We start from the raw sequence: 21,922 nt of genomic DNA on the forward strand, positions 1-21,922 counted from the left end.
GACTCCTCGAGAGTGTGGCGATGAATTGCGCGGGGTTCTCCCCCTGCAGCGTGAAAGGCACGGTGTTTCCGACCAAAATCCTGCAACCCGGGGCTCCTAACGCGGACTCTGCGGAGCGCTTGCCCGCAGATCGCGGACTTCCGCTTCGAGCGCCTGGACACGGTCCAGCAGCGTGACGACCAGAGACAGGCCGTCGGGCTCGCGGGCAATGTCCTTGCGCAGCCGTCGCGCCATCCGCACGGTGATGCTGTGGTCCACCCCGAAGACCCATTGCGCAGCCTCCGGATCAATCGGCACCAGCACGCCCTGGTCTACCCACTGGCGCAGCTCCGCTTCGGGCAGGCTCGACAGTTCAGCCAGTTCGGCCAGGGAAAATCGGTAGCGCTTGCGCTGCCAAAGCCGTGTCGTTGGTTCGATTTCCATTGCTGCATTCCGGTTTGGGTGGGGTGCCCCATCAGGCATTACGAACTGTGTATGTCACCGATCGCCGATGACGGGTGATCTGGCGATGGGCATAATCGCCCGGACCGATGTCATTTCTGATGCCGATATCTCAATGACGCCGTGTCGCGTGGCAGGGCGGACCGTCGATCGCCTGTTGCCGTGGCCTTATGCCTGGAGAGATACCGATGCGCCACCTGCAGATCAAGCACGTGACGTCCTACCAGTTCGCTGACAGCGTGACGCTGCTCCCGCACCGGTTGCTGTTGCGCCCCCGCGAGGGGCACGACATCCGCATCGAGTCGACCCATCTCACGATCACACCGGCCCATCAATTGCAGTGGCAACGCGACGTCTACGACAACGCAGTAGCTCTGGTGACCTTCAAGGAGCCGTGCCGCCGACTCGTGATCGACAGCCGCCTGGTCCTGCAGCATTACGACGACCGGCCGCTCGATTTTCTGGTGGCGGATTCGGCCGTATCGTTTCCATTTCAATACGATGCCGCCGAACGCATCGAACTGGATCCTTACCTGCTGCCGATCTACACACAGGATACGGGCCTCCTGAACACCTGGTTGCAGCAATTCTGGTATTCCGGCCAGATCGTCGAAACCTATCTCCTGCTGGACTGGATCAACAAAGCGATTGCGACCGGATTCACCTATCAGCAACGCGAGGAGCCCGGGGTCCAGACGCCGGCGACGACCCTGGCCAGGCGCACCGGTTCCTGCCGCGACTTCGCGACCTTGTTCATCGAAGCCTGCCGCGGGCTGGGTCTGGCCGCGCGCTTTGTCAGCGGCTACCTTTATTCCCCCACCCTCATGGCAGGTCAGGGCGCAACCCATGCCTGGTCTGAAGTCTACCTGCCCGGCGCCGGATGGAAAGGCTTCGACCCGACCTGCGGCCAAGTGGTCGGTAACGATCATATCGCCGTAGCCGTGAGCCGACATCCCGAATCGGTGCCACCCGTCGCCGGTTCGTTTCTGGCAGCCAGCCCCCAGTCGCCGGTCATGCGCGTGGTGGTCGAGGTGATCGAGCTTTCCGCGTAGGCCTGATCTGGCCTCCCGTTCCCCGTGGCTTGCGCCGGTCGACACGGAAACCGCTGAAGCGGCCATAGCTCTCGTGCCTCACTTCACTCCGCTCGGGGGAGCGGGCGCCGTCGAGGAATTCGCTTCGCTGCCGGCACCGCACCCCAGGATACGCGCATAGGTTTCCTCCCCGGCGCGATAACAGCTGCACGAAGCGGCCTCCAGCGCAGCACGGTCGAGTATGGTCATCTCACCGCGGTGGTAGCTGATCAGCTTCCGCTGCTGCAACGAACTGGCCGCCTTGGTGATTCCGACGCGCCGCACACCGAGTATGTAGGCGAGGAACAAGTGAGTGACGTGAAACGAATCCGAGTGCGCCCGGTCCTGGGTCATCAATAACCAGCGGGCGAGCCGCTTTTCCACCACATGAAAGCGGGTGCAGGCCGCCGTCTGCGCGAGTTGGCTCATCGAGACATAGAGATAGCGCTTCAACTCCCGTTGCAGCGCCGGACTCTCCTCGAGTTGGTGGATGAAGGACGGCGCCGCAATGCGCAGTGCCGGCCCTCCCCCCTGGACGAGCGCATGGAATGGCGCGGTGTCGACTTCCAGCATCAGGGTAATACCGAGCATGCCTTCGTTCCCGATCAGGCCGACTTCCAACGCCGCGTGACCCTCGACAGGCGTCAACAGGGAAATTAAGCTTTCGGTCGGGAAATAGACGTGCGGCACGCGTTCTCCGGCGCGGTAGATGACGTCGGCGAGAATGAGCTCGACTTCCTCACAGTCGGCGAGCAACCGCTCACTATCCTCGCGTGGCAGCGCGGCCAGCAGGCGGTTGGTGGCGGGGACCGCTTGGTTCAAGGGCACTGGCGCTCTCCTCCGATGTGCGGGGAAACCTGAGCGTCAAAACTACCCTGAAGGGTTATTGCGGTCTGTACGCTGGCGCACGCACGGCCTTTCGACCGCATCCATCCGGAATCGAGGTTTGACCAGGGCACCATGACCACGGCGCTCCAGCGAAACACATCGGAGCATGTGGCGCGAGCTCTGCGGTCCGCAGAGCCGGCCCCGGGGTTCGAGTGCAGGGAGGCTGGGATGAACGCAACCGGCCCTTCCGGCATGCCGACGGGCAATGTTGGCGCTGCACGATCCATTCGCCAAATGGATGTACGGCTTGTTTCACGAGTACATCGCGGCAGCCTGTCGGTTGCCGGCTAACCGGCCAAGGGGCGGGTGCAGAAGACGATCGAATTCCGTCTTGACCACGGGATAGCACTCGCAGACCCGCGCCTCCAGTCCTGAGCGGTCCATCACCGTGATATGACCTCGGTGGTATTCGATCAGTCCTGCGCGCTGCAGTTTCCCGGCGGCCTCGGTGACCCCTTCCCGGCGTACGCCCAGCAGATTGGCGATCAGTTCCTGCGTCATGTTCAACTCGTTGCTGGCCAACCGATCGAGACTCAGCAGCAGGCACCGACACAGTTGCTGGTCCAGCGAGTGATGCCGATTGCACACCGCCGTCTGAGCGATCTGCGTAATCAATGCCAGGGCGTACCGCAGCAGCAGATGCTGCAGTGCCTCGCAGCGATCGAATTCCTGCTGCAACATTGACCGCGGCAGCCGATAGGCGTGACCCGCGCTTTGCACGACGCCACGATTCGGCATGGTTCGACCGCCCATGACGAGAGCGATGCCGAGGAGGCCCTCGTTGCCGACCATGGCGACCTCGGTCGATGCACCCTTCTCGTCACAATAGAGCACGGACACGATGCAGTCCGTCGGGAAATACCCATGACGCAACTCGTGCCCAGACTCGTAAAGAATGTCGCCGAGGGGCATCTCAACCCATTCCAGATACGGCAGAAGACGCCCGTAATCGGCTGCGGGCAACAAGGCGAGGAGATGATTTTGCCGCGGGCTGCCACGATCGGTCATGAGCGGCATGGCTAAGCGTCTCGTCGGCATAGGGAACTCCACGGATCAGCCCTTGATGTCAGCCGAAAGGCCATGGGTGCGCTCACCAAGCCCGGCGTGGTTCCGAACGGCGATGACGAAACGCGGTGGCGCTGCACCTTCTCGAGTTTCGCCGCTCGCATCCTGAACACCCCGTGGCGTGATGGGAGAAGAAACTCAGCGGCACTTCGGTGACGCTATTCTTTGGTCACTGCGGCAGGGGCGCAATCCGTAGGGCTACCTAGGGAAACCGCGGCAGATTCGGCTCCATCCTCGGAGTCCAGCTGTCGCGGAATCCCGCGCGGCAAGCGATCGCAGCAGTTAAACCACCGCCTCGCGGACAGCGAGTCCGGTTGGGTGCGCGATCAAAAGCTCACGCCGGCGGCGGGGGGCAGAAGGCGGTCGAACTCGGCCTTGACCACTTGATAGCATTCGCAAACGCGCGCTTCCAGACCTTCGCGATTCAGCACCTTGATGTGGCCGCGCCGATACTCGATCAGCCCGGCGCGCTGCAGCTTCCCGGCGGCCTCGGTGACGCCCTCGCGGCGGACGCCGAGCATGTTCGCGATCAATTCCTGCGTCATGACCAACTCGTCCCCGGACAAGCGGTCGAGGCTGAGCAGCAGCCAGCGACAGAGCTGCTGATCCAGGGAATGATGCCGATTGCAGACGGCGGTCTGCGCCATCTGTGTGATCAAGGCCTGCGTGTAACGCAGCAGCAGATGCAGCAAAACCCCGTAGCGGTCGAACTCCTGCTGCATGATGGTCCCCCGCAACCGATAGGCATGACCGGCGCTCTGCACGACGGCGCGATTCGGCATGGTGCCGCCGCCCATGAAGAGCGCGACGCCGATGATGCCCTCGTTACCGACCACGGCGATTTCAGCCGATGCACCGTTCTCCATCACATAGAGCAGTGACACGATGCAGGTGGTCGGGAAATACACATGGCGTAACTCGCCGCCGGACTCGTATAGCACGTCGCCGAGCGGCATCGCGACCCGTTCCAGATGAGGCAGCAGCCGCTCGTACTCGTCGGTGGGCAGGACATTCAGCAGGTGGTTTTGGCGCGGACTGGGTTGGGCATTCATGAGCGAGCGTCTCCTCTTGCCGCCGGACCGAACGCGGGATGAACAGGGCCTGGACCGGTGTCCGAGCTTAGCACAGAGGTCCGTCATGGGTGCGGCACCGCACCAAGCGCTCTACTCGTCCGCCGCGCGAGCCGTCGCCGGAGTGTTATCAGACCCCCAGGCACGCGCCATCCGAACGCGACGGCAACCCTGTGTGCGTTACCGTACAGACCCCGCCACCCCTTCCGCCTAGGCTGTTTTCTCATTCAGGCAAGGGCTTCGAGCGCGCCGCGGCATCGCAAAAAGCCCACTTGCGGCTTTCCTGTTGCAGGCTCGGAACCATCCCAACATGATCAGGCGGCGAGACAGAAGACGGTACGCGAGAGTCGACCACCCCGGGGGGGATGAAGAGCCGATCCGTTTCGAGTTGTTCAGCAACGAACGCCTGGAACAACATGCCGTTAGTCTGGCGCAAGCACAGAAAATCAGCCACCAGAGGCAAGGACTCAAGCTGATGCCCCGGGTGCGGGAAAACTCGCGGGTATTGCTCGAAGCTTACAAGGCCGTCGCCCTGGCCGTCGGTCGGCAACAGGCCATCACGCCGGCGGCGGAATGGCTGCTCGATAACTTCCACGTCATCGAAGAGCAGGTTAGCGACATCCACGTCGACCTGCCCGAAAGCTATTACCGGGAGTTACCCAAGCTGGCCGAAGGCATGCTCGCCGGCTATCCCCGTGTCTATGGCATCGCGTGGGCTTTGGTCGCCCACACCGACAGCCGCTTCGCGCCGGATCTGCTGACGCTGTTCGTGCACGCGTATCAAGGCGTCGACCCCCTGACGCTGGGGGAGCTCTGGGCGATACCGATCACGCTGCGCGTCTTGTTGGTCGAGAACCTCCGCCGGCTGGCCGTCCGCATCATGCGTTCGCAGAACGGGCGTCGACTCGCCGACGAGTTCGTCGACCGGATCGAACAGCTTACCGTTCAAAGCGACACCCCCGACCCTAGCCTGCCCCCCGCGGTTCTACCCCCGATTCCGCTGCGTCAGGCCTATGCGGTCCAAATTCTGCAGCGTCTGCACGACCCGCACCCGGGCGCCGCGCTGTCCCTTGATGTCCTCAACGACTGGCTGAACGAGCAGGGCGTCAGCCTCGATGAAATCGTGCATCGGGAGCATGCCGACCAGGTCGCCGACAACCTGACGGTCCGCAACATCATCACCAGCATGCGGGCCATTTCCGCCTTCGAGTGGCCTCAGTTCGTCGAGGATGCCAGTCTGGTAGACGCGTGCCTGCGCGCTCATGAGGGCTACGCCGCCATGGACTTCCTGACCCGCGACCGTTATCGCCACGCGGTCGAGGACCTCGCCAAGCGTTCTCCCCATACGGAGGTGGATATCGCATGCCGAGTGATCGCCAAGGTGCGTTGCGTCGGCGAGAACTCCGTCGGCAACACGCGGGAGCAGGAGCCGGGCTACCACTTGATCGGTGCCGGGCGGTGCGCGTTCGAAGAGGCCGTCGCGTATCGACCATCGCTGAAGCAGCGGCTGCTCCGCGTCTACGTGACGCATGCGGCGCCCGCCTATCTGGGCACACTGGCTATGCTGACCCTGTTGTTGCTGGCCCTTCCGGTCAGTGCCGCTCTCGCCGCCGGAGTCTCCGGCTTTCCGTTGTTGCTGCTCGGGTTGTTCAGCCTGTTACCCGCGTCCGATATCGCCGTCGGCCTGGTCAACCGGGCGATCATTGCGGCCCTGCCGCCGCGCCACCTGCCCCGTCTCGAGTTGAAGAACGGTGTGCCCCAGACGCTCAGCACTTTCGTCGTCGTGCCGACGCTGTTCACCAGTGAAGCCGGGGTCAAAGAGCAGGTGGAACAGTTGGAGATTCGCTATCTCGCCAATGCCGGCGGCCATGTGCGCTTCGCCCTGCTGTCGGATTGGGCGGATGCCCCGCAAGAAGCCATGCCGAACGACGAAGCATTATTGAACCTGGCCTGCACGGCCGTGGCCGCGCTCAACGCGAAGTACGCCGGCGGACAGCGCTTTTTCGTGTTCCACCGCCGGCGCCTATGGAATCCCGGCGAGGGCAAGTGGATGGGCTGGGAACGCAAACGCGGCAAGCTGCATGAGTTCAACCGTCTGTTGCGTGGTGCCGCCGACACCTCCTTTCTGCCGCTGGACGGCGAACCCGCCACCGCGCCGCCCGGCGTCTGCTATGTCATCACGCTGGACGCCGACACGAAGTTGCCCATCGGTGCGGTATCGCATCTGGTCGGCGTGGCGGCCCATCCCCTGAACCAGCCGGTCTTCGACGCCCGCACTCGGCGTGTCGTCGATGGCTACGGGATTCTCCAGCCCCGCGTGACGCCGACGCTGCCGGAGCGACGGGAACGCTCGTTGTTTCACCGGCTCTTTGCCGGCGCATCCGGGACCGACGCCTATGCCAGCGCCGTCTCCGAGTTGTATCAGGATCTGTTCGCGCTCGGCACTTATGCGGGCAAGGGTTTGTATCACGTCGACGCCTTCGAGGCGGCCCTCGCCGGACGTGTGCCGGAAAACACCCAGCTCAGTCACGATTTGTTCGAAAGCGTCTACGCCCGCTGCGCGCTGGTCAGCGACATCGAATTCTTCGAGGAATTCCCTTCCCACACCGAGGTCGCTGCGTCACGCGAACACCGCTGGGTGCGGGGCGACTGGCAACTCCTCCCCTGGATCTTCGGCTTGCGGGGCAAGGGCATGCCGATGCTCGGACGCTGGAAGATGATCGATAATCTGCGCCGCTCCCTATCGGCGCCCGGCGCTTTCTGCACCCTGGTCGCGACCTGGGCCATCCCCAACGCACCGCAGGGTGTTCTGATCGGATTCGTGCTGACGGCCCTGGCCCTGCCCGCGATCCTGGCCGTCATGGGCGGGTTCACGGCACCCCGCCGCGGCATCCTGCTGGCGACGCATGTGCGGGCGGCCGGCGAGAACGTACTCTGGGCCGTGGGCAACAGCGCGGTGGCGCTGACCCTGCTCGCCCAACACGCCTGGCGGATGATGGATGCCATCGCCCGGACGCTGGTCCGGCTGTTTATCACCCGGCGCCAGCTGTTGAAGTGGGTCACCGCACTGGAAGCCAAGGCGGCGTCGGGTTACGCCATCCGTAACCTGATCCGCCCGTTGGGCAGTTCATCGACGATCGTCGTCTGCGCCGGCGCGCTGGTGCTGCTGTTCAATCCGGCTGGCCTCAAAGGCGCGGCCCCGTTCCTGCTGCTGTGGTGGCTGGCGCCGGTCATTGCCCGCGCACTGAGCCTCCCGCCGCGACTCGACCGGGCCGAAACCCTGTTACCCCAGGACTCCGCGCAGCTGCGCCTGATCGGACGGCGCATCTGGCGTTATTTCACCTGTTTCGTGACGGCCGAGGAAAACCATCTGCCGCCGGACAACTTTCAGGAAGACCCCCAACCCGTTATCGCCCATCGCAGCTCCCCCACCAATTTCGGCCTCTATCTGCTGTCCGTCGTGGCGGCCCGGGATTTCGGGTGGCTCGGCTTGATGGACGCCGTCGACCGGCTAGAAGCGACGCTGAGAACCCTGCACACGCTGCCGCGTCTCCATGGCCATTTCTACAACTGGTATGACACGCGCGATCTGCATATGCTGGAACCGCGCTATGTGTCGACCGTGGATAGCGGGAACCTGGCCGGGCATCTGTTGGCTTTGTCTCAAGCCTGCCGTGAAGCACTGAAGCGACCGCTGGCGTTCCCGAACGCACTGACCGGTCTCGCGGATACCCATAGCCTGCTGATGGCCGCGCTCGATCGAGTCAATGATGACCGGCGCACGCTCACGGTGACCCGCAAAGAGCTGAGCCAACAAGCCGTTATGCTCGCGGGGCTGTTGGGAAGCGTTCCGGTTGACCCGGCCGGGTGGAGTCAGCTGTGGGGCCGCTTGACGGCCTGCGCCGACACGCTGCTCGATTTGGCGCGCGCCCATGCCGCTGAACGCGGCGACGACGGCGACAGCGAAGTGCTGGCCTGGACGGAGGCCCTGCGCGACGACCTCCGCTCCCACGTGCGCGATGTGGACACCCTGGTGCCCTGGATCCATTTTGCCGACCGTCTCCACGCTCAGCTCGCAGCGGACGGCGAGACACCGCTCCCCGGCCCATGGCGGCAAGCGCTTTCCCTGGACACGTGCCTCACCGACCTGCCGCGCGCTTGCGCGCTGGCCGTAAGCCAGGTCGACGCTGCGCCCGAACGGCTGGCACTGGCACCGGGCGATCAAGCACCGGCAACGATCCTGGAGCGCTCCGGCGAGCAGGCCGAAGCGCTCGCCTGCCGGCTGGAGTTGCTGGCAACGCAGCTGGACGAACTGTTCCACGCGATGGACTTCCGCTTTCTCTACGACGCGGAGCGCCACATGTTTGCGCTCGGCTATCGGGTGACGGAAGGCGACCTCGATCCGAGCTATTACGATTTGCTCGCGTCCGAGGCACGCCTCACCAGTTTCATCGCGATCGCGAAGCGCGATGTCCCCAGCACGCACTGGTTTCACCTGGGCCGACGCGTGACACGCGCCGCCCGCGGCACGGTCCTGCTGTCGTGGTCGGGATCGATGTTCGAATACCTGATGCCGTCGCTGGTGACCTTTACCCCGCGCTACAGCCTGCTGGATCAGACCTGCCGCCTCGTGGTGAAGCGACAGATCGAATACGGCGCAAAGCGCGGCGTCCCCTGGGGCATTTCCGAGTCGGCCTTCAATGTCCGCGATCTCGCCTTCACCTATCAGTACGCCGCGTTCGGCGTGCCGGGCCTGGGGATGAAACGAGGACTTGGCGACGACCTGGTGATCGCCCCGTACGCGACGGCGCTGGCCGCCATGTACCTGCCGCATGCCGCCGTCGCGAACTTCGCGCGGCTTGAAAAGGAGGGGGCCCTGGGGCGCTACGGCTTCTACGAAGCCCTCGATTTCACACCGATCCGGCTGGCTGAGGGGCTGCGCGTCGGCATCGTTCGCTGCTACATGTCACACCATCAGGGCATGTCCCTAGTCGCCTTCGCGAATGTGGTGCATGACGGTGCGATGCGCCATCGCTTCCATCACGTGCCGCTGATCCAGGCGGTCGATCTGTTGCTGCAGGAGCGCATTCCGCGCGGCGCGGAAACGAGCAGCATGCCTTACCTCGACCTGCTGTCCGACGTCAAGGAATCGGCCCAGCCGCCGATTCGGCGGGCACCCTCGCCCACCTCTACCGTTCCCTCCGCGCATCTATTGTCCAATGGCCGTTACGCCGTGATGATCACGGCCGCAGGGTCGGGCTACAGCGCCTGGCAGAATCTGGCCGTCACGCGTTGGCGCGAAGATACGACGCGGGATGGCTGGGGCAGCTTCATCTATCTGCGCGATATCGCCAGCGGTCAGGTCTGGTCAGCCGGGTATCAGCCCACAGCCGCATTGCCGGAACACTACCACGTCAGCTTTGCCGAAGACCGCGCCCGCATCACTCGCACGGACGGCACCCTGGTCAGTACACTCGAGATCGTCGTGTCGCCCGAGGACGATGCCGAAGTGCGGCGCCTGAGCCTGCTGAACACCGGAACCGGCGAGCGGGAAATCGAGATCACCTCGTACGCGGAGGTCGTGCTGGCACCCCTGACCGCCGACATCGCGCATCCGGCTTTTTCTAATCTGTTTATCCGGACCGAATATCTGCCCCGTTCGCGCGCGCTACTGGCGCGCCGGCAGCCGCGCACGTCCGCCGACCCGACGCTCTGGGCAGCCCATGTGATCGCCGGCCGCCGCACCGGCGACGGGCTCGAATATGAAACGGACCGGGCGCGTTTCATCGGGCGCGGACAGACGCTGCGGGAACCGATTGCGGTCATCGACGGCCGCCCGTTGACGAACACCGTCGGCGCCGTTCTCGATCCGATCTTCAGCTTGCGCACCCGGGTTCGCATTGCCCCGGGCGCGACGGCGCACATGACGTTCACGACCCTGGTCGCCGAGTCACGGGAGGCAGCGGAGGATCTCGCGGACAAGTACCACAACGTGGCTGCCTTCGACCGCGTGTCGGCCCTGGCGTGGACGCACGCCCATGTGCAACTGCACCATCTGCGCACCAAACCCGACGAGGCTCATCTATTTCAGGATCTGGCCAACCGCCTGATCTATGCCGACCCCTCGCTACGACCATCCAGCCGGGCGATGCAACTAAATACCCTGAACGTCACCGGATTGTGGCGGCATGGCATTTCCGGCGATCTTCCGATCGTGTTACTGCGAGTCTCCGGACCGGAGGACCGGACCATCGTCGACCAGCTGATGCGCGCCCACGAGTACTGGCGCATGAAGGGTCTCGCCGTCGACCTGTTGGTCCTGAACGAAAGGGAGCTGTCCTACGCCCAGGAACTCCAGACCCTGCTGGAAGGCATGATCCGGGAAAGCCAGGCGTTGTCGGGCCACCCGGCGCATGCCGCGCACGGCAGCGTGTTCGTGCTGCGGGTCGATCAGCTGGCAGACGAAGAACGGCTGCTGCTCCAGACGGCGGCGCGCGCGGTGCTCGTCAGCAGTCGGGGCACGCTGGCCGAACAGTTGTTGCGACACCCGAGGCCCGCCGCGGCATTCGTTCCGCCCAAGCCGGTCGCGGTCGCCGACACCGACACCGCGGCCCTGGTGGCGCCACCGCTGGAGTTCTTCAACGGGCTCGGCGGATTCGCCGACGACGGTCGCGAATACGTGATCGTGCTGGACAAGGGGCAATGGACTCCGGCCCCGTGGATCAATGTGATCGCCAATGCCGATTTCGGCTTCACGGTCTCCGAACTGGGCAGCGGCTGCACCTGGTGCGGCAACAGCCGCGAGAACCAGCTGACACCCTGGTCCAATGACCCGGTCAGCGATCCGCCCGGGGAAGCCTTCTATTTGCGCGATGACGAAACCCACGCATTGTGGAGTCCGACCGCTCTGCCGATCCGGGTCGACAATGCGAGCTATGTGATTCGCCATGGTCAGGGCTACACCCGTTTCGAGCATGCGTCCCACGGTATCCACAGCGAGCTGTTGCAATTCGTCAGTCCGGACGATCCGGTCAAGATCTCATCCCTGACGCTGACGAATACGTCCAGCCGAAGCCGCCGGCTGACCGTCGTCGCCTACGCAGAATGGGTGCTCGGCGCGTCGCGCAGCGTCACCGCATTTCACACCATCACCGAGCGGGACGCGGGCACTGGCGCCATGTTTGCCTACAACGCCCGAGACCGGGAATTCGGCCATCGTATCGCCTTTGCCGACCTCTCCGGGCTACAGACCGGCTGGACTGCCAATCGCGCGGAGTTCATCGGCCGCAATGGCAGCCTGCAGGCACCGGCCGGACTGTTGGGTTCCCATGTGTTGAAGCGGCGCGTCGGCGCCGGACTGGACCCGTGCGCGGCACTGGAGACGGTGATCGAACTCGAGCCCGGCGGCAGCGCGGAGGTCGTCTTTCTCCTCGGACAGGCGGAAGACCGCATGCAGGCGCGCGAGCTGATCGAGCGCTATCGCGCCACGGCGGTCGCGACGACGCTGGCCCAGGTGACGCAGTCCTGGGATAGTCTGCTGGCCAAGGTGCAGGTCAAGACCCCGGACCGGGCGCTCGACCTGATGTTGAACCGCTGGCTGCTGTACCAGACACTGAGTTGCCGCCTCTGGGCCCGGGCGGGCTTCTACCAGGTCGGTGGGGCCTTCGGGTTTCGCGATCAATTGCAGGACTGTCTGGCGTTGGCGGTCGCGCGGCCTGATCTCACCCGTGCTCACCTCCTTCGGGCCGCGGCGCGTCAGTTCGCCGAAGGCGATGTGCAGCATTGGTGGCATCCGCCCTCCGGGCGCGGGGTGCGTACCCATTTCTCCGATGACCGCATCTGGTTGCCTTACGCCGTGACTCACTACATCAAAGTGAGTGGCGATGCCGCCGTGCTCGACGAGACGGTGCCGTTCCTGGAAGGCCTGGCGCTCGACCCGGAGCAGGATGACGCCTATTTCGACCCCACTGTGTCGATGCAGTCCGCGACGCTGTTCGAGCATTGCGCGCGGGCCCTCGACCTGAGCCTGGGCACGGGTGGGCACGGTTTGCCGCTGATGGGCAGCGGCGACTGGAATGACGGCATGAACCGGGTCGGGTTTCAGGGGAAAGGCGAAAGCGTGTGGCTGGCTTGGTTTCTGCTGGCCACCTTGCCCGACTTCATCACGGTGGCCGAGGCCCGCGGAGAGAACGCGCGAGCGGCGCGATGGCGCCAACATACAAGCCAACTCAAGGCCGCGGTAGAGGCGGACGGATGGGACGGCGCCTGGTACCGGCGGGCTTATTTCGATGACGGCAGCCCGCTCGGTTCCGCTTCCAATGCCGAGTGCCGGATCGACTCCATCGCGCAGACCTGGGGCGTGATTTCCGGTGCAGCGAACCCGGAGCGCGCCCAGCGGGCCATGGACTCGCTCCGCGAATTCCTCGTGCGTTATGGCGACGCGCTGGTGCTGCTGTTTACCCCGCCCTTCGAACGCACCGAGCGGGACCCGGGCTACATCAAGAGCTATCCGCCGGGGATCCGCGAAAACGGAGGCCAGTACACCCATGCGGCCATCTGGTCCGTCATCGCCTACGCAATGCTCGGCGACGGGGATCAGGCGGCGGAGCTGCTCCGTATGCTGAATCCCATCAACCGCACGGCAACCCGGACCGGCATTTATGCCTACAAGGTGGAGCCCTACGTGCTGTCAGCGGACATCTATGCCGAGCCGCCACATGTCCGACGCGGCGGGTGGACCTGGTACACCGGCGCTTCGGGCTGGTTTCACCGGGCCGGACTGGAATGGGTCTTAGGGCTGCGGGTCCAGGCCGATACCCTGATCATCGATCCGTGCACTCCCAGAGCCTGGCCCGGTTACCGCATGGCCTATCGGCACGGAACGGCGCGCTATGAAATCACTGTCCGGAATCCGAATGGCGTGACGCGCGGCGTCAGCCGCATCGTGCTGGACGGAGAATCCCAGCCGATAGCGACCGGCATCACCTTACAAGACGACGGACGAACGCACGAAGTGCAGGTGGTGCTGGGCTAATGAAACAGAACATAAATTACGTGCAACCGCTCCGATCCGAGCCTATCCCTCAGGCCCCTGAGACGACGTGGTTGTCGACAGGGAAGATACGGGCAGGCGGCATCGTCTACGCCACTCATGTTATTAAGTTTTCTGGAGAAAAGTCATGGACCTAATTTCGCTCGTCATCACGCTCATCGTCATCGGTGTTCTGCTATGGCTGGTCAACCGCTATATCCCCATGGAGGGGCGCATCAAACAGATCCTGAACGCCGTGGTAATTATCGCGGTGGTGCTGTGGTTGCTGAATGTATTCGGAGTCCTGAGCGCAGTCCCAAGGGAGTTGCTATCCATAGTGATCGGCATCATCGTCGTCGGCATCCTGCTGTGGCTGGTCAATAGCTACATCCCGATGGAATCGCGCATGAAGCAGATCCTGAATATCGTGGTGATCATCGCGGTGGTGCTGTGGCTGCTGAGCGCCTTCGGTATTCTGAGTGGAATCCCCAGAATCCACGTCGGAAGCCCATAGCTTTTCAGCCTTATCCGTTATTCGACCTAGGTTTTTTGAGCGTCTCCCGAGCGTGTTCGATGGCGACATCGAATACCGCCTCGGGGGCACCATTTTCGCCAACGGATGGGCTCTTCTGGAGAAGAAACAATGCTCGAAACACTCGCCATCATCCTGGTTATTCTCTGGGTACTGGGGTTGGTCTCTTCCTATACCTTGGGAGGATTCATTCACATTCTATTGGTCATCGCGGTCGTCGTGATCATCCTTCGCGTCATTCAAGGCCGAAGAGTGCTGTAGCGGGCACGCCCGGCGCAAACGGGGTGCCACCTCCGGGAACTCCAACCAGGAAGCGTTTCCCCGGGCTTTCGAAAGAAAGTCTCGGGGACCTGCCCGACATTCCCGCACCTGACACGACGGGCATCGACCTACGGTCCCGGATCGATCAATCACCACACGAGTCAACATCATGAGGCTCTTCCGTGTTTTCGGTGATGCGCTCCGCTGGGTGATTGGTGCCATCGGCGATGAAATCAGCGGTGCTGCCACTGCGGCGGCCGATACCATCGAAACCATCCTGCGGTCGTTGTTTATCCGCTGCACCGCATGCTCCGCGAGCCTTGATGTCTGCTCGCCGTAGGGGGCCATGCCCGCGACCCTGACCACGACCATCTGCCCCCCGCCATAGGAGCGGGCCATGCCCGCGACCCCAACCGCGACCATCCGCCCCCCGCCGTAGGAGCGGGCCACGCCCGCGACCCCAACCGCGACCATCCGCCCCCCGCCGTAGGAGCGGGCCACGCCCGCGACCCTGCGCTTCTCCTGACGACGTCCGAAAGCTAGAATCCGCCAAACCCGATGGCCAGCCCCGGCACGCGACCAACCGCAGTTCGCCGGACCGGCCATAGCCGAACATTCAGCAAGTGGCACGCCGGCCTGACCGACACGCCACTGCCGGGCAAGGAGAAACGTCCAGGAGCATGAACGAGGCCGACGCCCGCCATTACCCGATCGACCCTCTACCCCCCGCCGTAGGGGCGGGCCATGCCCGTGAGCCCAACCGCAACCCTCTACCCCGCGCCGTAGGAGCGGGCCACGCCCGCGACCCTGACCGCGACCCCGCCCGCAACGCAGGTTTCCCCGGCAACCACGCTCTGCGGCGCGGGCGCGTATCGGTGCCGTATCAAGCCTATCTGGTGACCTCGGCGACGGTTGACCGCCAAAGCTTTTTCGCCAGCTTTGAAGCGGGTTGCGCAGCGGCGCGTTGCTTCATCGATCCGGCAGTCCTGGGCGACGCATCGCTGCTGGCCTGGGTGTTGATGCCCGACCACGCGCACTGGCTGTTGCAACTGGGGGAACAGGATTCGCTGGATCGAGTGGTCAACCGAGTAAAATCGGCAAGCGCCCGCCACGCGAATCGGGTCCTGAACCGATGCGGGGCATTGTGGCAGGCGGCCTACCACGATCACGCCCTACGATCCCATGAAGATTTTCGGACCGCCGCGCGTTATGTCGTCGCCAATCCGCTCCGTGCGGGATTGGTGGAGCGTTTGGCCGATTATCCGTTTTGGGACGCGGCGTGGTTATAGGCCCGTGGCAGAAAGAATCGCGGGCATGGCCCGCTCCTACAAGGTCATGGTGGGCGGTGCTTTGGCTGCTCGCCAACGCCGCCGCAGCGGACGGCGAGCTCGGCCAGCGGGTGCTCGGCTCGGTCGGGCTGGACGCGGGCACGCAATCGCCGGAAGGGGTCTATGCCGGTGATCGATTCTTCTATTACTCTGCCGACCGGCTGCTGAATCGCAAAGGGGAACCGCTGCCCATCAAGGGTCTCGAAATCGATGCCTATGCCAACGTGATCGGCGTGTCGGGAACGATCAAACCCGACGGTTGGCCCTATCTGAGCGCCGCTTTCGCGGTTCCGGTCGCGTGGATGTCGACGCAGGCCGATCTGCCGCCGACCGATATCGGCCGATCCGGGCTCGGCGATCTGGTCGTGCAGCCGCTGAAGATCGGCTGGCGCTCACAGCGCTACGATGCCGTCGGGTCTTACGCGTTTTATGCACCGACCGGGCAACTGAATCGCGAAGGACTGGGACAGCCGCAATGGACACAGCAGCTGTCGCTGGGAGGAACGCTGTTCTTCGATGACGACCGTGGCTGGCGGCTGAGCGCGCTCGCCAGTTACAACCATTACCACCGGAAGCTCTCGATCGACCTGACCCGCGGCGATACGGTGCAGTTGCAGGGCGGCTTCGGCGCCAAGTTTTTCCAGATACTGGATTTTGGCGTCGCCGCCTATGCGTTGTGGCAGGTCGCGGACGACACCGGTTCGGCCTTACCGGCCGCCGCGCGCGGTGCGCGGGAGCGGGTCTACGGCGTCGGCCCCGAGATCGGCATCACGATCCCGGCCATCCGCGGGAAATTGACGGCCCGCTACGAATGGGACCTGGGCGCGCGAGCGCGAACGGAGGGGCAGATACTGGTCGTCAGCCTGTCCTTGCTGGCCTGGCCGCTCCCGTGACGCTCGCGGAGCGGCCAGACGCAATCACGCGCGTCCCGCAGACACGTGCACGGACTGTGCGAACCAGCCCCGCGTGCGATTGCAGACCGAGCAGACCGACAGCATCACCGGCACTTCGACCAGCACACCGACGACCGTGGCCAGCGCGGCACCGGACTCGGGCCCGAACAGTGTGATCGCGGTGGCGACGGCCAGTTCGAAGAAATTGCTGGCGCCGATCAACGCACCCGGCGCCGCGATCGCATAGTCGACCTTGAACAGCTTCATCAGGCCATAGACCAGGCCGGAATTGAAATAGACCTGGATCAGGATCGGGATCGCGATCAGTCCGACATGCAGCAGGCGGCCGGTCAGGTTGTCGGCCTGGAACGCGAAGATCAGCACCAGCGTCAGCAAGAGCGCGCTGATCGCGACCGGATGCAGCCGCGGCAGAAACTCCTGCTCCAGCCAGTCCCGACCCTTAGCTTGCAGCAGCCACCGTCGCGTCAGCACCCCAGCCGCCAGCGGTATCACGATGAACACGATCACCGAGTACAACAGCACGTCGAACGGGACTTCCAGCCCGGATGCACCGGACACCAGGTACTTCACGATCGGCGCGAAGACCGCGAGCATGATCAGGTCGTTGACCGCCACCTGTACCAGCGTGTAAGCCGGATCGCCGTCGGTCAGATAACTCCAGACGAAGACCATCGCGGTGCACGGCGCGGCGGCCAGAATGATCACGCCAGCCGTGTACTGGTCGGCGTCTTCCGGCCCGATCCAAGGCACGAACAGGTGCTTGAAGAACAGCCAGCCCAGCAAGGCCATGCTAAACGGCTTCACCAGCCAGTTCACGAACAGCGTGACCAGTAAGCCCTTCGGGTTCTTGCCGACGTTCAGCACCGAGCCGAAATCGACTTTCAGCATCATCGGGAAGATCATCAGCCAGATCAGCACCGCGATCGGCAGATTGATGTGCGAGATTTCCATCTCGCGCAGGGCCGCGACCGGCCCCGGCATCGCCTTCCCGATCAGGACTCCCTCGAACATGCACAGCGCCACCCAGACCGTCAGATAGCGGTCGAAGAGACTGAGCCGCTTGGGCTCTGCGTTGGGACCCGTCGATCCCACCTGGGGCAAACTGGAATCTTCAACCGTGCTCATGCCTGGCGACCTGATGGTTTGGTGGGCGGGTACTTGAAACGTGTCCGAGTTGCGTGGCCGAAATGGCCTCAGGCCTGTTCCCCGATCCGATTCAACGCGGCGGCCAGATCGGTCCTCGACATCGTCTCGACCGGCAGCGCCAACAGCTGGCCGATACGCTTTTCCAGCGCCGCATAGGTTTCCTCGAAGGCCGCTTCGACCACGTCCGGGCTGCCGCTGACATGAGCGGGATCGGGCAGACCCCAGTGACCACGCACTGCAGTACCGAGATAGGCCGGGCAGGTCTCGCCGGCGGCGGAGTCGCAGACTGAGATCATGATGTCGATCGGCGTGTCGCCCAGGTCATCCCAGGACTTGCTGGTATAGCCGCCGGTCGGCAGGCCGTGCCGCGCCAGCGTGGCCAGCGCGTTCGTATTGATCCTGCCCACCGGATGGCTGCCGGCACTGTAGGCGCGGAAGCGACCGGCGCTCAAATGATTGATCAGGGCTTCACCCAGGACGCTGCGGCAGGAATTGCCGGTGCACAGCACCAGGATGTTCAGGGGTCTCGAGTTCACGATGGATCACCTTGTTCAGACGGTTGGCAACAGTTCGAAACGGGCGCGACGCGGATGACGATGTCATCTCCGAACAGCGGGATCGCGCTCAGCGAGTGGAAGGCCTCCCAGGCGATGCCTTGCGGGTCGACCGTCCAGTACTTGTCGGATTTGGCGTAACAGCAGGCCGCTTGCTGCTGAGCGGCGACCGGCAACTCGGCCGCGGTCAAAGCGGCCCGCACGGTTCCCAGTTCGTCATCAGACTCGACCTGGATGCCGAGATGATCGAGCCCCGGCGCTCTACCACGAGCGGAAATCGCGAAGTTGACGCGCGGATCTTCGAGCAGCCATTTCGCATAATCGGCGTGGCGGATCGTCGGCTCCGCCTGAAACAAGGCACTGTAGAACGCGATGTTTCTGTCCAGATCGTCCACGGCGAGGTGGACATGCAGTCTTTTCACGGTCGAACCTCTTCGGATTGATGCCTGATAACGGGCAACCGGAACCGGCTTCAGGCGGCACGCTCGGTCAGGACGGCCAGCCCGTTGACGCCGACGGGCGGCTCCGGCAGCCAGGGAACAAGCACACACCGCTCGGCCAGTTCGTCGGCTACCCGCCGTATGTAGGGAAACTCGTGCTTACCGCGTTCGGCCAGCAGCGGATCGCGGGTGCCACTGGCCAGCAGGCTCTGGTTCACGACCCAGGCGTAGGGCGCGATCTGCGCCCGTCGAAGATCCGCCTGCAGACGCTCCGCCTCGTGCACCGGCGTGGCCTCGGGCAGCGTCGTGATGATCACGCGGGTGAATGCGGGGTCGCGCAGGCGCGGCAGCAACTCGCGGACGGCCACGGGCATGTCGCCCTGCACCCTCATGACCTCGCGGTGATAGGCTTCGGCGGCATCCAGCAGCAGGATCGTGTGGCCGGTCGGCGCCGTGTCGAGAACGACGAAACCGTCCTTGCCGACATCGACGGTCTTCGCGAAAGCGCGAAATACTGCAATCTCTTCCGTACAAGGGGAACGCAGATCTTCCTCCAGCAGCGCGCGGCCTTGCGCGTCGAGACTTGCCCCGGCGCTCGCCAAAACCTCGCGCCGGTATTGCTCGACCTCCGCCGCCGGGTCGATCCTAGCCACCGACAGCCCGGACACCGGCGCGCCGATCGTCGCCACCACGTGGGCCGCCGGATCGGTAGTGGACAGCAGCACCCGATGCCCGCGGTGAGCCAGCGCGGCAGCGATCGCACAGGCAACCGTGGTCTTGCCGACACCGCCCTTGCCCATGGTCATGATGACGCCCCGCCCGGCAGCTTCGAGTGCGGCGACCAGACGGTCGAGCCGGTCCAGATCAGGCGGCAAGCCAACTGGAACCGTCCGTTCGGCGCGCGCCCCGTTGGGCGTACAGAAATCCCGCAAGGCCGAGATGCCGGTCAGGCCGCCCGGCACGAACGCGGTCTCGAAACGGGGCAAACGGGTCAGCGCGGCGGGCATCGCGGCCAGCGCCGCGCGCATGCGCTCGGTCATCGCATCGGCAACCCTATCGCCCGGCTCCGACGCGCGGAACACGCCGTTGATCGCCAGCACCTGGTTGCGTATGTTCAGCGCGGCCAGTTCCCCGGCGGTCCGCTCCGCCTCGCGCAGCGCGGCCGTCTCGGCGCGCGCGACGAGCACGACGGTGGTCTGCGCCGCATCCGCCAGCTTTGCCACCGTCGCCGCATACAACGCGCGCTGCTGCTCCAATCCCGCCAGTGGACCCAGGCACGAGGCGCCATTCGCGGACGAGCCGATGAAGTCGTTCCAGGCCGACGGCAGTGACAGCAGCCGCAGCGTATGGCCGGTGGGCGCGGTATCGAAGATGACGTGGTCGAACTCGCGGGTGCGCTCCGGGTCGCCCAGCAGCGCCGAGAACTGATCGAAAGCGGCGATCTCCACCGTGCAGGCGCCGGAGAACTGCTCTTCCATGCTCTGGATGGCCGCCGGCGGCAGCACGCCCCGATAGGGAGCGACCGTCCGTTCGCGATACTCGCGCGCGGCTGCCTCCGGATCGATGTTCAGTGCGTACAGGCCGTCGACGGACGGTACCGCGGTCGGCGTCGACCCAAGCGATACCTCCAGCACTTCATCCAGATTCGACGCCGGATCGGTGCTGACGACCAGCACCTGTTTTCCGGACTCCGCCAGCGCCAGCGCGGTCGCGCAGGACAGCGACGTCTTGCCGACGCCACCCTTCCCGGTGAAGAACAGGTGGCGGGTCGTCAGCAGCTTCAGTTCCATGGGGTCGTACCTGCCGGGCCGTCTGCGAGGTTCAGCAGCAGCCGCTGCCGGGCTTGCAGCCACCCGCTTCGACGACCGGGATGGCGACCACCCGCTGACCGGCCGCCGCACCGTGCTCCAGCCGTTGCCGCAGTTGATCGCGGGACGGATAGACGCCGGTCGAGACAACCTGCCCATCGACGGTGACCACCGGCAGGCGCTCGATCCCCGCCTCCATCTCCTTCACGACAGCGGGGTTCGCGGCGAAAGCCTGCGGCTGCTGCGACAGGTTGTAGCGCAGGACCTCGACGCCCTGCTCGGCCAACCACTGCAGATCGGCTGCAAACTGTGCGAGCACCGGATCGACGTCGACACCGCAGACTCCGGTGGAGCAGCACATGGCGGGTTCGTAGATTTCAAAGCGTTTCATGGCGTGACTCCTGCAAATGACCAGAGTGAAATCAGTGCAATCGGCCTGGCTCGTTCTCAGCCGCGCGGGCCGGCACCTTCGAGACCGATGCGACGCGTCTCGCGCTCCAGCGCGATTCGCTCCAGGCTGGCCGGATTGAGGTTGGCAAACAGTGCGATGCGGCGTTCCAAAAGAGCGAAGGCCCGGGCAAAGGCCAGGCGCTGCTCGCCTTCCGAACCGATGGCTGCGGCGGGATCGGCAACGCCCCAATGCGCGGTAATCGGCTGCCCCGGCCAGACCGGACAGGCCTCGCCCTCGGCCCGATCGCAGACCGTGATCGCGAAGTCGAGTTCCGGGGCACCGGGGCGCGCGAACTCCTCCCAACTCTTGCTGCGCAGCCCCGTGGTATCGATGCCTTCCTTCCGAAGCCTTTCGAGTGCCAGGGGGTTGACCACACCGGTCGGGTGACTGCCGGCGCTGTATGCCCGAAAGCGCCCGGCGCCGAGTGTGTTCAACAGGCCCTCCGCCATGATGCTGCGGGCCGAATTGCCGGTGCAGATGAACAGGACAGTGTAGGGTTTCTCACTCATGCACGGGCTTCCTCACAGCAGACCCCGCCTGCAACATCATCCGTCCCGCAGGGCTCCCCGCCGCAACAGTTCTCGGTCATGTAGGCAATCAACCGGTTCATCGCGTCGAAGTTGGCCGAGTAGATCACGAAGCGACCGTCCTGGCGCGACAGCAACAGGTCGGCGCGGCTCAGTTCCTTCAGGTGGAAGGACAGCGAGGACGAGGGCACAGCCAGCGACTCCGCGATCCGCCCTGCGGACAAACCGGCTGGGCCGGCCTGCACCAGCAGGCGAAAGATCGCGAGGCGCGACTCCTGAGCCAGGGCCGACAGCGCGGCCACAACCATTTTACTTTCCATATTTCTACATTAGTCGAAATATCGAGACGTGACAAGAGGCACAGGAAACCTGCGCGCCGGACTCGCGAGGAGCGAC

Annotated in this window: 18 protein-coding genes; 7 read left to right on the forward strand and 11 right to left on the reverse strand. The window is 64.5% G+C overall.

The annotated features are described in order from the left end of the window. Window positions 1–96: 96 nt before the first annotated feature. A complete protein-coding gene (locus tag BWR02_RS05420; protein WP_162560030.1) occupies window positions 97–423 on the reverse strand; it encodes a chaperone modulator CbpM in 327 nt (108 codons plus the stop codon). Window positions 424–629: 206 nt separating this feature from the next. On the opposite strand from BWR02_RS05420, the gene BWR02_RS05425 reads away from it, so the two are divergent. After that, the gene (locus BWR02_RS05425; RefSeq protein ID WP_139556741.1) at window positions 630–1,493 is read left to right on the forward strand and encodes a transglutaminase family protein; all 864 of its coding nucleotides are present in this window, start codon (window positions 630–632) and stop codon (window positions 1,491–1,493) included. Window positions 1,494–1,571: 78 nt separating this feature from the next. Here BWR02_RS05425 and BWR02_RS05430 read toward each other — a convergent pair whose 3' ends face one another. From BWR02_RS05430 to BWR02_RS05440, 3 genes are all read right to left on the reverse strand, one after another. Then, the gene (locus BWR02_RS05430) at window positions 1,572–2,339 is read right to left on the reverse strand and encodes a Crp/Fnr family transcriptional regulator (RefSeq protein ID WP_139556742.1); all 768 of its coding nucleotides are present in this window, start codon (window positions 2,337–2,339) and stop codon (window positions 1,572–1,574) included. 312 nt (window positions 2,340–2,651) lie between these two features. Beyond that, window positions 2,652–3,407: a Crp/Fnr family transcriptional regulator gene (locus BWR02_RS05435; protein ID WP_139556913.1), complete on the reverse strand. Its 756-nt coding sequence runs from the start codon at window positions 3,405–3,407 to the stop codon at window positions 2,652–2,654. A 383-nt stretch (window positions 3,408–3,790) separates the two neighbouring features. Continuing rightward, entirely contained in the window at window positions 3,791–4,516 is a 726-nt protein-coding gene (locus BWR02_RS05440; RefSeq protein ID WP_139556743.1) for a Crp/Fnr family transcriptional regulator, read from the reverse strand. 328 nt (window positions 4,517–4,844) lie between these two features. On the opposite strand from BWR02_RS05440, the gene BWR02_RS05445 reads away from it, so the two are divergent. From BWR02_RS05445 to BWR02_RS05465, 6 genes are all read left to right on the forward strand, one after another. Further along, window positions 4,845–13,568 (forward strand): glycoside hydrolase family 94 protein, encoded by an 8,724-nt coding sequence (locus BWR02_RS05445; RefSeq protein ID WP_139556744.1) that lies wholly within the window; start codon window positions 4,845–4,847, stop codon window positions 13,566–13,568. Window positions 13,569–13,713: 145 nt separating this feature from the next. Next, complete coding sequence (locus BWR02_RS21070; RefSeq protein ID WP_201276174.1) at window positions 13,714–14,079, forward strand: Thivi_2564 family membrane protein; 366 nt, start codon at window positions 13,714–13,716, stop codon at window positions 14,077–14,079. A 129-nt stretch (window positions 14,080–14,208) separates the two neighbouring features. Continuing rightward, window positions 14,209–14,358 carry a lmo0937 family membrane protein gene (locus tag BWR02_RS05455; protein ID WP_139556745.1) on the forward strand — a complete coding sequence of 50 codons (150 nt, stop codon included), beginning with the start codon at window positions 14,209–14,211 and terminating at the stop codon, window positions 14,356–14,358. Between the two features lie 169 nt (window positions 14,359–14,527). Then, on the forward strand, window positions 14,528–14,698 hold the full coding sequence (locus tag BWR02_RS20805) for a hypothetical protein (protein WP_162560031.1): 171 nt from the start codon (window positions 14,528–14,530) through the stop codon (window positions 14,696–14,698). A gap of 340 nt (window positions 14,699–15,038) precedes the next feature. After that, the gene (locus BWR02_RS05460) at window positions 15,039–15,647 is read left to right on the forward strand and encodes an REP-associated tyrosine transposase (RefSeq protein WP_236101951.1); all 609 of its coding nucleotides are present in this window, start codon (window positions 15,039–15,041) and stop codon (window positions 15,645–15,647) included. Between the two features lie 56 nt (window positions 15,648–15,703). Next, entirely contained in the window at window positions 15,704–16,579 is an 876-nt protein-coding gene (locus BWR02_RS05465) for a SphA family protein (RefSeq protein WP_162560032.1), read from the forward strand. A gap of 24 nt (window positions 16,580–16,603) precedes the next feature. Here the strand turns inward: BWR02_RS05465 and arsB are convergent, their stop codons facing one another. The 7 genes from arsB to BWR02_RS05500 form a co-directional block, all read right to left on the reverse strand. Then, entirely contained in the window at window positions 16,604–17,725 is a 1,122-nt protein-coding gene (arsB, locus tag BWR02_RS05470; protein WP_139556747.1) for an ACR3 family arsenite efflux transporter, read from the reverse strand. Window positions 17,726–17,793: 68 nt separating this feature from the next. Further along, window positions 17,794–18,282, reverse strand: a complete 489-nt coding sequence (locus BWR02_RS05475) for an arsenate reductase ArsC (RefSeq protein WP_236101953.1) — start codon at window positions 18,280–18,282, stop codon at window positions 17,794–17,796. Further along, complete coding sequence (locus BWR02_RS05480) at window positions 18,279–18,722, reverse strand: ArsI/CadI family heavy metal resistance metalloenzyme (RefSeq protein WP_139556749.1); 444 nt, start codon at window positions 18,720–18,722, stop codon at window positions 18,279–18,281. Before BWR02_RS05480 ends, BWR02_RS05475 begins: the two co-directional genes overlap by 4 nt. A 50-nt stretch (window positions 18,723–18,772) precedes the next feature. Continuing rightward, complete coding sequence (gene arsA, locus BWR02_RS05485; protein WP_139556750.1) at window positions 18,773–20,530, reverse strand: arsenical pump-driving ATPase; 1,758 nt, start codon at window positions 20,528–20,530, stop codon at window positions 18,773–18,775. Between the two features lie 31 nt (window positions 20,531–20,561). After that, entirely contained in the window at window positions 20,562–20,939 is a 378-nt protein-coding gene (gene arsD / locus BWR02_RS05490; protein WP_139556751.1) for an arsenite efflux transporter metallochaperone ArsD, read from the reverse strand. Window positions 20,940–20,995: 56 nt separating this feature from the next. Continuing rightward, window positions 20,996–21,508, reverse strand: a complete 513-nt coding sequence (locus BWR02_RS05495; protein WP_139556752.1) for an arsenate reductase ArsC — start codon at window positions 21,506–21,508, stop codon at window positions 20,996–20,998. Beyond that, window positions 21,505–21,846 (reverse strand): ArsR/SmtB family transcription factor, encoded by a 342-nt coding sequence (locus BWR02_RS05500; protein WP_139556753.1) that lies wholly within the window; start codon window positions 21,844–21,846, stop codon window positions 21,505–21,507. Before BWR02_RS05500 ends, BWR02_RS05495 begins: the two co-directional genes overlap by 4 nt. Window positions 21,847–21,922 lie beyond the last annotated feature (76 nt).

Source organism: Methylotetracoccus oryzae, from assembly GCF_006175985.1.
In the GTDB taxonomy this organism is placed as follows: domain Bacteria; phylum Pseudomonadota; class Gammaproteobacteria; order Methylococcales; family Methylococcaceae; genus Methylotetracoccus; species Methylotetracoccus oryzae.

Excerpts from the sequence above, each read along its gene's own strand:
- BWR02_RS05420 (WP_162560030.1), bottom strand. The coding sequence starts at position 423 with ATGGAAATCGAACCAACGACACGGCTTTGGCAGCGCAAGCGCTACCGA.
- BWR02_RS05425 (WP_139556741.1), top strand. The coding sequence starts at position 630 with ATGCGCCACCTGCAGATCAAGCACGTGACGTCCTACCAGTTCGCTGAC.
- BWR02_RS05435 (WP_139556913.1), bottom strand. The coding sequence starts at position 3,407 with ATGACCGATCGTGGCAGCCCGCGGCAAAATCATCTCCTCGCCTTGTTG.
- BWR02_RS05440 (WP_139556743.1), bottom strand. The coding sequence starts at position 4,516 with ATGAATGCCCAACCCAGTCCGCGCCAAAACCACCTGCTGAATGTCCTG.
- BWR02_RS05445 (WP_139556744.1), top strand. The coding sequence starts at position 4,845 with ATGATCAGGCGGCGAGACAGAAGACGGTACGCGAGAGTCGACCACCCC.
- BWR02_RS21070 (WP_201276174.1), top strand. The coding sequence starts at position 13,714 with ATGGACCTAATTTCGCTCGTCATCACGCTCATCGTCATCGGTGTTCTG.
- BWR02_RS05455 (WP_139556745.1), top strand. The coding sequence starts at position 14,209 with ATGCTCGAAACACTCGCCATCATCCTGGTTATTCTCTGGGTACTGGGG.
- BWR02_RS20805 (WP_162560031.1), top strand. The coding sequence starts at position 14,528 with ATGAGGCTCTTCCGTGTTTTCGGTGATGCGCTCCGCTGGGTGATTGGT.
- BWR02_RS05460 (WP_236101951.1), top strand. The coding sequence starts at position 15,039 with ATGAACGAGGCCGACGCCCGCCATTACCCGATCGACCCTCTACCCCCC.
- arsB (WP_139556747.1), bottom strand. The coding sequence starts at position 17,725 with ATGAGCACGGTTGAAGATTCCAGTTTGCCCCAGGTGGGATCGACGGGT.
- arsA (WP_139556750.1), bottom strand. The coding sequence starts at position 20,530 with ATGGAACTGAAGCTGCTGACGACCCGCCACCTGTTCTTCACCGGGAAG.
- arsD (WP_139556751.1), bottom strand. The coding sequence starts at position 20,939 with ATGAAACGCTTTGAAATCTACGAACCCGCCATGTGCTGCTCCACCGGA.
- BWR02_RS05495 (WP_139556752.1), bottom strand. The coding sequence starts at position 21,508 with ATGAGTGAGAAACCCTACACTGTCCTGTTCATCTGCACCGGCAATTCG.
- BWR02_RS05500 (WP_139556753.1), bottom strand. The coding sequence starts at position 21,846 with ATGGAAAGTAAAATGGTTGTGGCCGCGCTGTCGGCCCTGGCTCAGGAG.